The following is a 13,375-nucleotide window of genomic DNA, read 5'->3' on the forward strand; positions in this document are numbered from 1 at the left end:
GCGGCTTTCCATCGAGTAACTGATGCGGTCTCTGGCGGCTATAATAGGGCATGAACTGTTCAATGCTTTCGCGTACGCTTGCTCGACTGCCCACCCACAAAGTATGGAAGCGGTCGACTCGCATTTTGAGGGTGTAAAACCACTTTTCGACGAGATTTCGGTCGGTATAGTTCACCTGACTGTTCAACCCTAATCGAGAGGGGGCAGCCCGATAGCCAAATTGATCGACGACGAACTCAGCATCCGAGAGTCGTGTTTTTCGCGAAGTCCATGTAGAAATGCAGTCGCCGGATCCGTACCACGCCGATCAAATAACGCGACGTTCGCTGAGCAGGTCTGCGAGCATTTCAACAAATTCGCCCAACGACCTGCTCGTTTCTCAACCTGGCTCGACTAGACAGTGCCGACATCCGAGTTGTCTCAGAAGTGATTTTCAACTTTATCAGTAGCATGCCGTGGGTACTACTCTGAGGAAACACTACTCAATCCGCAGGAGTAGTGTGTAATAGCTTCACGAGAGTAAGTGTCCAACGAAGAGGATTTCAACAGAGCCGATCGGCCCGCAAGTCGGAGACCAGCGTGCGCCGTAGTCGAGCCTATTCGATTCGAAGGGTATACCAGACGGTATAGGTACGAAGCAGCCCAAATTTGACCGTGCCCAGATTTCGTTGGCGCATCGTGTTGGTGGGAGTCGTTCTCGGAATGGGGGCTCTCGCTGCGATGGGTATCTTCATAATCGATGTAGAACCGACAGCACCCAAACCAGCGCCTTTCGACGATACAGTCTCTATGGGTCTTGCTCCAGACGACGAGTACGGACTCGAGGAGGGAGTCGAACTGCCGAAAGCACAGGTGTTCTACTCACAGTACGAGTACGTCGTCGGCTACTATGGCGTGGAGCGATTCGTCGAGACGCAGCGTCAGGAGGCCCATACCCAACGGTTCGGTTATCCTCAGACGGTCTACGTTACGGACTACTCGAGCGTAGATCTCGAGTTAGCCGAGGAGGGGCATCCGATACCCAACACTACTCCGTCTTGGGTCGACGGCGAAGACGCGTGGTACGTTCACGGAAGCGATGCGAGGACGCCAAGCGGAGAGACACCGATCCCGTTCTCGGAGCGCGACGACGCGACTACATTCGCCGACACCCACGGCGGAACGGTGCTCACGTGGGACGAGCTGCTCGAAGAGCGATTCGAAACGGACGATGCCAGCGTCGTTCGTGACCGGGTCGATGGCCAACACCAGGAGGCCGACGAACACGTCGAATCCGCGAGATCGCTTCGCGAACGACCCGTTTCGACCGTGGTCGGCGACGATACGGAGACGATTCAGGAAGCGATCGAGCAGGCGCCCGCGAACACGACGGTCGTCGTCCCCGAAGGCGAGTACGAGGAGAAACTCGAGATCGATCGACCGGTGACGCTTCGCGGCGACGGTGACGTGACCGTCCGCGGTGACGGCACCGGATCGGTCATCACGACGACCGCAGAGCGGACCGCCGTGGTCGGACTGACGGTTACCGGCTCGGGTTCGCAAGGATCACAGCGAGACGGCGATGCGGAGTTACCCGGAACCGAGAACGAAACCGGTGAGTGGGACGAACGGTTCGAGCGGAACTACGCGGGGGGCGATGCCGGAATCGCCGTCCATACCGCAAACCAGTCCTTAATCGAGGACGTTACCGTCGATTCGTCGGTAACGGGTATCCTCCTCCGACGCAGCGGCGAATCGGTCGTTCGGAACGTCACCGTCCACAGCCCGGCCGACTGGGAGGACGGACACGCCGGAATTCTCATGTTTCGTACCCCCGGCGTAGTCGAGCAGACGACTGTGTACGACGGTAGAGACGCAGTATACTCCCACAACTCCCACGGGATCGTCGTTCGCGATAACGAACTCGAGGGGAACCGATTAGGGATCCATCTCATGCACACGTCGGACGCGTTGCTCGGAAACAACCAGCTCAGAGAGCAATCTAACACGGGGATCTTCGTTATGACCGGTCCGGAGCGCAACGCGATCGTCGACAACGACATTCGTGACACGGAGCAAGCGCTCTCTCCCGGTGGGAGCGACTCGTATGTCGCGGGGAACGTTCTCGCGGACAGCGAAATCGGGTTGCGGGTCTCTGCGACGAACTCGATCTACGAGCGAAACGTCATCGCTGGCAACGAGATCGGGGCCGACATCAATCAACTGTTGCCGACGAACCAGGTGCTCGAGAACGACTTCGTCGAAAACGAGCGACACGCGACGGCGAGTTCCGGCCCGCTTCGAGTCTGGACGGTTAACGGGACCGGCAACTACTGGCAGGGAGCGGTCGGCTCCGATGACGGACGGACGATCGACCGATCTTACTCGCCGACCGATCCCGTCGACCAGCGGTTACACCGGGTTGACGGGACGCCGACGCTTGCACAAGCACCCGCTCTCGAAGCCCTCGCCGGCCTCGAGGGCAGTGTTCCCGGAATGCGAACCGGAAGCATCGTCGATCTGGCACCGACGTGCGATCCCAACAACCCCGATCTACTCGAACAGACGGAATGGGAAGACCAGACATGGTCCTGTGACACCCCAGCTTACTGAACTCATGACACGACACACACCACTACTGGAGGTTACGGCAGTCGACTACGACTATGGCAGCGTCGCGGTGCTAAACGATATCACGACTACGTTCGAGGAGGGGACGGTAACCGCACTGATCGGACCGAACGGATCCGGAAAGACGACGCTCCTTCGCGTCCTTGCCGGCCTGCTCGAACCGACTGACGGCTCGGTTCGTTACCGGGACGCCAACGCAACCCGTCGGATCGGCTATCTTCCACAACAGCCCGCCTTCCGACCCGGGTTCACCGTCCTCGAGACGTTGCAGTTTTACTCTTCGCTGGTCGGCGCCGGAGAGACCGACGCAAGGACACGACTCGAACAAGTCGGTCTCGGAGATGCAGCCGAGCGGCCAGTCGAGGCGCTGTCCGGTGGAATGACTCGGTTAGTCGGGATCGCCCAGGCGACGATCGGGGATCCTCCGATTATCGTGCTCGATGAACCCGCGAGCGGGCTCGATCCCGGGATGAGTAAACACGTCTTCGAGATCGCGACCGAGCTCGCCGACGCGGGAACGGCGGTCCTGTTGAGTTCCCACGATCTTGAACTGGTCGACCGGACTGCGCACGACGTTCTGATACTCGACGACGGGCAGATCGTTCGCCACGGTCAGCCGGCCGCGATCCGAGCGGAACTCGGTGTCGGGTCGTTGCGTGCGGTATACGAAGACTCGATCGCTGCCGAAGAAGGGACCGTTCGAGTACAGGGGGTGAGTTCGTAGTATGGAACACGAATCCGCACAGTCAGCCAGCGAGCGATCACCGTCGACGAGCCACCGCCTAGGAACGGTCATCGATCGAGAGCTCCGGACAGTGGCTCGCACCCGAACCTTCTATCTGCTCACGGCCGCACTGACAGCCGTCGTCATCGGCATCACCTGGATTGGCGGCGGCTACGCGGCGGGATACCTTCCGACAGCCGTCGATCTCCTGACCCCTCTCGAGTTGCTCGTCCCAATCGTCGCCGTCGCCTTCGGCTACCGGGCGATCCTCGCCGATGAACAGCGAGGAGAGCTCGACGTTCTCGAGACGTATCCGATCTCGCCACGCGAATTTGTCTTCGGCGTGTACGTGGGCCGCGCCGCTGGACTGGTCGTGGCGATCTCCGTTCCGCTACTGCTTGCGGTAGTCGCCGTCGCAATCACCGATAGCGACATGCTCTCGATCTACGCGACACACACCGGTGCCGATTCGCCGCTCTTGTTTGCCCGGTTCTTCGTGCTGACCCTCCTGTTCGGTCTCGTCGTCCTTGCTATTGCACTCGCGATCTCCTCGCTCGTCAGCACGACACGTAGCGCGCTCGGACTGTCGATAGTGGCGCTCGTTGTCCTGCTCGTCGGATTCGACCTGGCGCTCGTCTACGGACTCACCGAGGGAGTAGTCGGTGACGAGAGTCTCCTCCACTCGCTCGCGGTCAGTCCGCTGAGCGCGTACCGCGGGCTCGTCCTCGAGACGGTGGTCACCGTCGCATCGGGTACCGGGCCGCGAGTCGCCTCGCCTGTCGCGAGCATTCTCGGACTCGCCGCCTGGACCGCGGGATCGCTCGCCGTTGCCGTCTGGAGCGTCAGCCGTTGACATCTTCTACGGCGTGTTCACCGCCGCTGTATCAGGAGAAAACGGAGAAACGAGTCTACAGGCAGAGCAGGCCGAGTACCTCGGGATCGGTCGAAAATCGAAGATTTTCGTGACTGAGTGGAACTTCGTTCCGGGACGTCGGCGAAACCGAAGGTTCGATTGACGACGAGGCGCATTCGGCGTCTCGAACCGCTTGACCCCGAGGTTTCACATTAAGGACATGACGAGTTCGGCGGTCACGTCCTCGTGTTCGTACGTATCACCACCGTACTCGGCCTGGAAGTCGTCGGCCTCGGAAGCGTCGGTAAAGCCGATCATCGACGATCCCATCGCTCCCTCGACCTCGCTGTCAACGACCAACGTGAGGCCGCCGACGTCGGCGAACGCTTCGTCTTCGAGATGGTTACTGATCTCCAACCCGTCGTCACCTTCCTCAACGGTATAGTCGACAGTCGAGTAGTCGGTCAGGTAACTCACCTCCGGCTCGTGGCCGGCGTCCTCCTGCTCGAAGGTGAACGTGTACGTACACAGCGAGCTGCAAAACTGTGCCGGCCGGTCCTCATCGAGGACGTCCTCGGGATTGGCGTAGTGCGCCTGCCCCACCGGTCCGGGATGTTGGCCAATCGCCATCGTACAGTGATCGCAGTCCTTGTCATCGTCGATCGTAATCGGATCTGGGTGGTCGTCGCCATCGTCACCGAAACAGCCGGCCATCGCAGTGACGCCGAGACTGGCGCTCCCAGCGAGAAACGTTCGTCGTGTCGGGCGGTGCTTACGGGAAAACAGCCGAGCTGGTCGGTCGTTCATACTAGCTATTGTGACTGGACTGGTAAGTCGAGTCTGGTTCAGTTATCGAACGAACGCCGTGAATTAGTTGATTGCACCAGGTCGTTCTTCAGAACACGAACACTAGCATCACACGATGAATCGACGCGATCTTCTCGCTAGTGGTACGGTTGCCTGTCTTGCGCCCATCGCCGGTTGTCTGACCGGACGGATCGGCGACGAACCGTCCGGCGAGGTGGTGGTGGACTCGCCGGGTGAGAACGCTCAAGCGATCCCTCGTATCCGACCTACGGCGACTCCTTTCCGACGTTCGAGCTTCCTGATCCCCTGCTGGAAACATCTGTCGACGTCAACAGTATCGACGAGGAGTGTCTCGTCTGCACGACGTTCTTCGCGACCTGCCCTGCCGAATGTGCGCCGCTGATGCATTCGATTTCGACTGTTCAGGCCAACAGCCTCGAGAGCGGAGTCAACGACGATGGCCGGTTTCTCGCGATCACGTTCGATCCCGAACCGGAAAGCCGCGCTTCGAAGTCGAACAACGAAAAAAGCGATCGCAAAAGAGGCGACGCTCAGAGCTTGGAGACGTCGACGTCGAACGTCCCGTCGTCGTTCTCCTCGATCGCGCCCTTCTCCCGCAGTTCGTCGTAGCTGTCGTCGGTCACGAGCAGGCGCTCGGAGACCGTCTCGCAGTCCTCGTCGGACTGCTGCTCGCGGGTCGTGTCCTCGGTTTCGCTCTGTGAGGTGCGCGTGTCGCTGTCGCGGTCGCTGTCGTTTCGGGTCGTCTCGCGCGTGTCGAGGTCGCTGTCGGCCTCGCTGAGGTCGCGTTCGCTCTCCTCGGCGCTGTCGCGCTCGCTCTCGCTCAGATCGCGGTCGCTCGAGTCGTGGGCGCTGTCCCGATCGCTCGCCTCGTCGCTCGCGGACTCGGACTGGTAGCGCTCGTCGGTGCCGGTGTCGCTCTCGCTGTCGGTCTCGAGTTCGGAGGCAGCCTCCTCGCTGCGATCGCGGTCGCTCTCCTCGAGTTCGTCGGTAGCGGTGCTGCCGTCGCGCTCGGATTCGCTGCTCGAGCTGGCGCGCTCGGACTCGTCGGACTCGCTGGCGTCGCGCTCGGCCTCGCTGTCCGCCGTCTCGAGGTCGCGTTCGGCGGAGTCGTTGTCGGTCTCGCTCACGCTGCGATCGCTCTCGTCGCTGCCGGAGGCGGCGCGCTCGCGCTCGGACTCGCCCTCGCTGGCGTCACGCTCGCTCACGTCGCGGTCGCTCTCGGCGCCCTGGTCGCTGGACTCGCTGCGCTCGGCGTCCCGTTCGGTGCCCTCCTCGGCCTCCCGGTCGGACTCGGTCTCGCGTTCGTCGCTCGCGGTTTCGTCGCGCTCGCTCTCGTCGGACGCGTGCTCGGCCGACTCGCGCTCGCTTTCGCTGAGATCCGACTCGGCCTCCTCGCGGTCGATCTCGTCGCGGACCGTGCGGTCGCCGACGTCCTCGCTCTCGACGCTGTCGAAGCGCTCGCGGTCGCCGTCGTCGATCCGATCGCGCTCGTCGATTTCGGCGCTGCTCTCGCTTTCGTCGCGTTCCTGGGACTCGCTCTCGCTCGAGTCGCTCTCACTGGCGTCGCGCTCGGCGTCGCTCTCGGCCGATTCGGTCTCGGCGGCGTCGCGCTCGCTCTCCGCGCGGTCGCTCGAGTCCGACGCCCGCTCTGCTTCGCTCTCGCTCGAGTCGCCCCGTTCGGATTCGCTTACCTCGAGGTCGGTGCGGTCGGCGTCGACGTCGCTCGAGCTGGCGTCGCGCTCGGACTCGGCTGATTCGCTGTCGCTCGCAGCCTCACGCTCGTCGTGTTCGCTCCGGGTCGTCTCGTCCTCGTCGTACGTGCTGTCCCCGTCGCGGCTGTCGTGCTCGCTGTGGGTGCTGTCGCTCTCGCGCTCGCCCTCGCTGGCGTCGCTCGCGTCGCGCTCGTGCTCGCGGTCGTCCCGCTCGTTCTCGACGTCGGTGTCGTCGACCGTCCGCTCGGAGCGGTCGCTGTCGCTCTCGTCGACGGCACTGGCGTCACGCTCGCTCGAGCTGTCGCGCTGTTCGTCGCGGTCGTTCAGCTCGGAATCGATCCGCTCGTCCTCGCTTGCGCTGTCGCTGGCGCTGGCGCGGTCGCTGCGCTCGCTCTCGGAGAGGTCCCTGTCGCTCGCGCTGTCACTCGCGCTGTCGCGTTCGCTCAGGTCGCGCTCGCTATCGCTCTCGCTATGGTCGAGATTGCCACGCTCCCGGTCGCTCTGGCTCTCGCTCTCCCGTTCGTCGAGGTCCGTCTCGGTGGCGATTTGCTCGTCCGTCTGTTCGCTCACGTCGCATCGCTCGTCGTCCAGCGTGTAGACGACGACGTGGTCGTCTGGACCGACGACGCTGCCGGCGCCGATCGCGCCGGCGAGCACGATGAGTCCGATGGCCGTGAGTACGCTGAGTTCCTGAATCATGTTCCTGTTCGTCGCCTCGTCTGATAGGCTGCGCCGTCGAGCAGCTCACCACCACCTCTGTTCGGCACGCTCAAGAACGGGCGGCGAAGCTTCGGGAAGAACGGGGGCGATCTGCGGTTCTTGACGCCGATCGTGACCGGCTACCATCGACCGTCCCGGTCCGAACAGGTGCGCCCCATCCCGGTCCGAACGGGTGCGACCCGTGTCGAAGGATCCACCCACTTCTTCGTTCCCCGTTCATGTCGGTCCGGAGAGTGACTGTTCGTATCGAACAGCGATGACGAAACGATGTCCCTACTGCGGCGAGTCGGTTGCCGACGACGAGTACGTCTCGCACCTCGAGCGGGCGCACGACGGCGACCTCGAGGGCCTGGACCGCCGGCTCGTCGACGAACACGGCCGCACCGCGTCCAGAAACGTCAAGCCGTACGTCCTCGGCGTCGCCGTCGTCGTCCTGTTCGTCGTCGCGTACCTGGCGATCTTCCTGATGCCCGCACCGGTCGAGACAGCGGCGGTACAGCAACCCGACGCGGACAGTCCGACCCACCTCCACGGCGATATCCTTCTCGAGTACGACGGGTCGGTCGTCGACTTCGACGATCCGCAGTACATCGAGCGGGACAGCTGCTTCCACTTCCACGGCTACGATAACGCCGAGGTCTGGCACGTCCACTGCGAGGGCGTCACCCTCGAGTACGCGATGGCGACGCTCGGGATGGAACTCGCCGAGGACTCCCTCGCCGTCGACGGCGAGGTGTACGACGAGGACGACGCCGGGACGACCGTCTCGGTGACGGTAAACGGCGACCCCGTCGATCCGGAGCGGTACGTCCTCGAGGACGGTGACGACGTTCGCATCGTCGCCGAAACGGATCGGAGGGCGGATTCGTGACGACGGTCCCAACCCTCTTCGAGCGGAGACCGTCCACTGGAGTTACCACGCAGCACTGGAGTGTGCGGAAAATGTGTCTATTGGTGTACGGTTATGCACCATGGAGACCTTCTAGAGACATATGACGACACGCTTTCCCTCGTCGGTCGACGATCCGCTCTTCAGGGACGTCGTGGAGACCGGTGCCGACGGACTCGTCGTTCTCGACACCGACGGCACGATCGTCTTCACGAGCTCGCACGTGCCCGAACTTCTCGGCTACGATGCCGAGGAACTCCTCGAGGGATCGATCGACCGCCTCTTTCCGAAGGGCGAATCGAGCCCGCTCGAGCGGATTCTCGAGCGGGCGCCGGCAGCCGACGTCGACCGGACACGCGACCGGATCGACTGCGAACTCGCCCATAGCAGCGGGCGCTCGATCCCCGTAGAGCTGGCCGCGGCGACGGTCGACATCGACGGGGAGCGCTACCGCACGGTCGTCGTTCGGACGGACCCCGAACCGACCCCGAACCGGCGACCGAGCCGCGACCGCCCGCCGACGAGGATCGAGATCGACGGCCGCCGTTCGGACTCCGGGTCCGAAGCGCGAAGCGAACGCGACGTCGACGAGAGCCGGCTCGAGGCGCTCTACGACGCGAGCCGGAAACTTCACGCGGCCGAGACGAGGGGTGACGTCGGACGGATCGCGGTCGATCTCGTACAGACGGTGCTCGGGCGGTCCTACGCCGCGGTGTGGCGGTTCGACGCCGACGAGGAGCTACTCGAGCCCCTGGCCGCCAGCAGATCGGTTCGCTCGTCGGCCGTCGACGACGGCGCCGCGGCAGACATCGCGCCGATCCTCCCCGGAACGGTCGAGATGGAGGTCTTCCGCGAGGGAGACGCCAGACTCGTCGAAACGTACCATGCGGTCGACCGATCCGCACATCCCGAGATCGGGCTCGAGGAGCGGCTCGTCGTGCCCCTCGGCGAGATCGGGCTCCTGACGGTCGGCTCGACTGACGGCGAGACGATCGACGACTCGCTGCGAAACCTGATCGGAATCCTGGCGTCGACGATCCAGGCCGCGTTCGACCGCCTCGACGCCGAGGATGCGATCCGACACCGGTCGGCGGCGATGGAGTCGGCGATGGATGGGATGGCGATCTCGGACGAGTCCGGCGAGCTCCGGTACGTAAACCGCGCGCTCGCCGACCTGCACGGCTACGGCGTCGACGAACTCGTCGGCTCGTCCTGGCAAATACTCTTTCCGGACGAGGAGGTCGAGCGAATCGAGCGAGACGCCATCCCCGCCGTGCTGGACGCGGGCTACTGGCGCGGCGAGGCCGTCGGACAGCGCGCTGACGGCACCCGCTTCCACCAGGAGCACTCCCTCACCGCACTCGAGGACGGGATCGTCTGCGTCGTCCGCGACGTCACCGACCGGAAAACCTGGGAACAGCGACTCGAGGCGCTCAACGTCGTCGCCCGCGAGCTGATGTGTGCCGAGACCGCGACCGACATTGCTCGAACCGGCGCCGAAGCCATCGAGACCGTCCTCGAGTTCGAGATCGCCTGCGTTCGACTCTTCGAGCCGGAGACGAACCAGCTCGAGTGCGTCGCGATGACCGACGGCGCCAGGGAGCTCCTGGAGGTGCGAACCGCCTACGACCTCGAGGCGACACTGGCCGGACGCGCGTTCAGGAACCGGGAGCCGGTACGCAACGTGATCGACGAGCAGGAACGGACCGATCCGGGGCTGTTCGAACACTCGAGCATCCACGTTCCGATCGGGGCCCACGGCGTTCTCACGGTGCTCGCACGGGAGGACGAGAGCCTCGACAGCAGCGACCTGCATCTCACGGAGATGCTGGCGATGGGGATCGGTGCCGCGCTGACTCGGGCCGAGCGGACCCAGCTCCTGCGTACCCAGGAGCGGGAACTCCGCCAGCAGCGCGATCAGCTCGAGACGCTGAATCGGATCAACGCCGTCAACAACGACCTCGTCACCGGACTGGTGGCGGCGACAACTCGCGAGGAACTGGATCGAATGATCTGCGAGCAGCTGGTCGCGTCGGATCTCTACCGGAGCGCCTGGATCGGTCGCGTCGAGGGAGTCGACGATCGGATCGGATCGCCCGTCGCCGCCGGCGTCGAGGACGGCTATCTCGAAACCGTGACGAAGACCCGGCTCGGTTCGATCGCCGGCGGCACCGTCGAGCGGGCGGTCGAGACCGGTGACGTTCACGTCGTCCGGCAGTATCAGATCACGGAGAACCGCGGGGCCGACGACGAACCCGCCAGGGACGTCGAGGCGATCGCCGCGGTCCCGTTGCTGTACGGCGAGCAGACCGTCGGCGTACTCGTCCTCAACAGCGTTCGCGACGACGTCTTCACCGAGGACGCCATCGCGGGGTTCGAGTCCCTCGGGAGGATCGTCGGCTTCGCCAAGAACGCCCTCAAGAGCCGGGAGCTGCTGCTGGCCGACTCCATCGTCGAACTCGAGTTCTCGCTGCGCGACCCGGCCGTCTTCTACGTCCGGCTCACGGCCGAGCACGACTGTCGCTGCGAGTTCCGGCGGGCGATCCCCCTCGAGAACGGTCGCGTGATGCTCTACCACCGGGTTTCGGGCGTCGAGCCGGCGACCGTCCTCGAGGCCGCCGAGGCGGCGTCCGAGATCGAAAGCGCCCGCGCGGTCTCGGAGCGCCACGACGGGTTCGTCCTCCAGACGGTCACCGAGAACTCGATGATCCAGCTCGCGCTCGAGTCCGGGACCGCGGTTCGCTCGGCGGTCGCCGAGGACGGCGAGGGGACGGTCGTCATCGAGGCCCCGCAGAGCGCCGACGTCCGTGACGTCGTCGCGACGTTCGACGGCGAGTTCGACGAGCTCGAGCTCGTCGCCAAGCGCGAACGCGAGCGCTCGGTGACGACCGCCGACACCTTCCGGGAATCCGTCGGCGATCAGCTGACCGACAAGCAACGCGCGGCCCTCGAGTCGGCGTACTTCGCCGGCTACTACGACTGGCCTCGGAAGATCACGGCCGAGGAGCTGGCCGACTCGATCGGCATCTCCTCCTCGACGCTCCACCAGCACCTCCGTCGGGGGAACTGGTGTCTGCTGTCGGCGTTCTTCGGCACCGGCGAAGACGACTCTGATGTAGAGGTATCGCGCTCGAGGTGACCGTTCGTTCGGAGCTCCCGCTCCTCGCGAGCGGTCGGGTTCCGAAAAGCGCAACTGGAACGCTTGGCGTTCCAGTCAGCCCGAAAATCTCGAAGAAATTTATCGGACCCCGAAGCCAGGACTCGAACGGGTGCGAGACGGTCGGCCTCACTCCGTTCGGCCGCCTGCGACTCGCGCGCTCGAGTCCTGCGTGTTTCGCTGTTCTTCTCACTAAATTCGCTCGGAGCTATCGCTCCTCGCGGGTGACGTTCGAAGAACAGCAGGACTGAAACGCTTCGCGTTTCAGTTAGCCCGAAAATTCGAAGAAATTTGTCGGACGCCGAAGCCAGGACTCGAACCTGGGACAACCTCGTTAACAGCGAGGTGCTCTACCATCTGAGCTACTTCGGCTCATCATCAGCTAATCGGGTAGGTTTGATAGGGCTTTCGTTTTCCCCTCCTGGAGTTCGACACGCTTTCACGCACCGCTGGAGTACCCCGACGTAATGAGCGAGGACGAGGCCGACCGCGACGACGGGCCGGACGGAGCGAACGACGACCTCGAGTCGGTGCTGTCACGGGTACGGAACCGGATCGATCCGGACGCCGACGAGCGAGCACGGCTGCGCGCGGTCGCGGAGACACTCACCGAGCGAGCCGAAGACGCAGCGACCGAACTGGCACCCGGCGCGGACGTCCTGCAGGTCGGCTCCTCGGCGCGGGAGACGTGGATCAGCGGCGATCGCGATATCGACGTCTTCGTCCGCTTCCTACCCGAACTCGACCGTGAGACCCTCGAGGAGTACGGCCTCGAGGTCGGCCACGCGACGGTTCCCGACGGCCACGAGGAGTACGCAGAACACCCCTACGTCAAAGGAGAGGTCGAGGGGTTCGACGTCGACGTCGTCCCCTGCTTTCGCCTCGAGTCGGCGACCGAGATCCGATCGGCCGTCGACCGGACCCCGTTTCACAACCGCTACCTCGAGGAACGCCTCGACGAGGAGCTCGCGGCCGACGTGCGCCTCGCCAAGCAGTTCCTGAAAGGGATCGGCGCCTACGGGAGTGACCTCCGGACCAGCGGGTTCAGCGGCTACCTCACCGAGTTGCTCGTCGTCGAGTACGGCGGCTTCCGACCGCTGCTCGAGGCCGCGGCCGACTGGCAGCCGCCGGTCGAACTCGATCCCGAAGATCACGCTCGAGAAACGTTTGCCGACCCGCTGATCGTTATCGACCCGACCGACCCCGAGCGAAACGTCGCCGCCGTCTGTGCCGCCGAAAACGTCGCCCGGCTCCAGCACTACGCCCGCCAGTTCCTCGCCTCGCCCTCGACCGACTACTTCGAACCCCGCGAGCCCGAGGCGCTGACGGCCGCGGCGCTTCGCGGCCGACTCGCGGATCGGGAGACGACCGCCGTCGCGGTCCGCTTCGAGGCGCCCGACCTCGTCGACGATCAGCTCTACCCGCAGCTCCGGAAATCCCTCGAGGGAATCGTCGGCGGACTCGACGACCGCGGGTTCGACGTCCTCAGGGCGCACACGTTCGCCGACGAGACGGCCGTCGTCTTCGCGGAACTGGCTGTCGCCGAACGGCCGGCGATCGAACGCCACCTCGGGCCACCGGTTCACGTCCGCGACCACGCCGAGGGGTTCTACGACGCCTACGCCGACGACCCGAACGTCTACGGCCCGTTCATCGACGGCGATCGCTACGTCGCGGAGCGAAAGCGAAACTGGACGACCGCTCGAGGGTTCCTCGAGAGCGACCGCCTGTTCGATGTCGGACTCGGCGCACACGTCGAGACGGCCCTCGAGGAGGGGTACGACGTGCTCGTTGAGGACGAGACGACGGCGCTGCTCCCCGAGTTCGACCGCCAGCTGGGCGCGTACTTCGACCCGCGTCCCTGAGAACGCGGTCCGCTCGA

The 13,375-nt window shown here is 64.3% G+C and carries 8 protein-coding genes, 1 tRNA gene and 1 pseudogene; 6 read left to right on the forward strand and 4 right to left on the reverse strand.

Annotated elements, in window-relative coordinates:
• A pseudogene (locus tag QA609_RS20180) lies at window positions 1-324 on the reverse strand (DDE-type integrase/transposase/recombinase); the annotation flags it as partial.
• 378 nt (window positions 325-702) lie between these two features.
• Between QA609_RS20180 and QA609_RS20185 the strand changes: the two are divergent.
• From QA609_RS20185 to QA609_RS20195, 3 genes are read left to right on the forward strand one after another with little or no spacing between them, the layout of a single operon-like run.
• Window positions 703-2,592 carry a NosD domain-containing protein gene (locus QA609_RS20185; protein ID WP_278304430.1) on the forward strand — a complete coding sequence of 630 codons (1,890 nt, stop codon included), beginning with the start codon at window positions 703-705 and terminating at the stop codon, window positions 2,590-2,592.
• Window positions 2,593-2,596: 4 nt separating this feature from the next.
• Window positions 2,597-3,334: an ABC transporter ATP-binding protein gene (locus QA609_RS20190; protein ID WP_278304431.1), complete on the forward strand. Its 738-nt coding sequence runs from the start codon at window positions 2,597-2,599 to the stop codon at window positions 3,332-3,334.
• A gap of 1 nt (window position 3,335) precedes the next feature.
• Window positions 3,336-4,187 (forward strand): ABC transporter permease subunit, encoded by an 852-nt coding sequence (locus QA609_RS20195; RefSeq protein WP_278304432.1) that lies wholly within the window; start codon window positions 3,336-3,338, stop codon window positions 4,185-4,187.
• A gap of 207 nt (window positions 4,188-4,394) precedes the next feature.
• On the opposite strand, the gene QA609_RS20200 is transcribed toward QA609_RS20195, so the two are convergent.
• Together QA609_RS20200 and QA609_RS20205 are read right to left on the reverse strand one after the other, a co-directional pair.
• Entirely contained in the window at window positions 4,395-4,994 is a 600-nt protein-coding gene (locus QA609_RS20200) for a nitrous oxide reductase accessory protein NosL (protein ID WP_278304433.1), read from the reverse strand.
• Window positions 4,995-5,545: 551 nt separating this feature from the next.
• A complete protein-coding gene (locus QA609_RS20205) occupies window positions 5,546-7,426 on the reverse strand; it encodes a hypothetical protein (protein WP_278304434.1) in 1,881 nt (626 codons plus the stop codon).
• A 277-nt stretch (window positions 7,427-7,703) separates the two neighbouring features.
• On the opposite strand from QA609_RS20205, the gene QA609_RS20210 reads away from it, so the two are divergent.
• The gene (locus QA609_RS20210) at window positions 7,704-8,318 is read left to right on the forward strand and encodes a hypothetical protein (protein ID WP_278304435.1); all 615 of its coding nucleotides are present in this window, start codon (window positions 7,704-7,706) and stop codon (window positions 8,316-8,318) included.
• A 121-nt stretch (window positions 8,319-8,439) separates the two neighbouring features.
• Entirely contained in the window at window positions 8,440-11,475 is a 3,036-nt protein-coding gene (locus tag QA609_RS20215) for a bacterio-opsin activator domain-containing protein (RefSeq protein WP_278304436.1), read from the forward strand.
• A gap of 317 nt (window positions 11,476-11,792) precedes the next feature.
• Here the strand turns inward: QA609_RS20215 and QA609_RS20220 are convergent.
• A tRNA-Asn gene (locus QA609_RS20220) sits at window positions 11,793-11,865 on the reverse strand.
• A gap of 95 nt (window positions 11,866-11,960) precedes the next feature.
• Here QA609_RS20220 and cca point away from each other — a divergent pair.
• Window positions 11,961-13,358, forward strand: coding sequence for a CCA tRNA nucleotidyltransferase (gene cca / locus QA609_RS20225; protein WP_278304437.1), 1,398 nt, complete (start codon window positions 11,961-11,963; stop codon window positions 13,356-13,358).
• The last annotated feature ends 17 nt before the right edge of the window (window positions 13,359-13,375 follow it).

The sequence above is a fragment of the Natronococcus sp. A-GB7 genome (genome assembly GCF_029688865.1).
Classification (GTDB): domain Archaea; phylum Halobacteriota; class Halobacteria; order Halobacteriales; family Natrialbaceae; genus Natronococcus.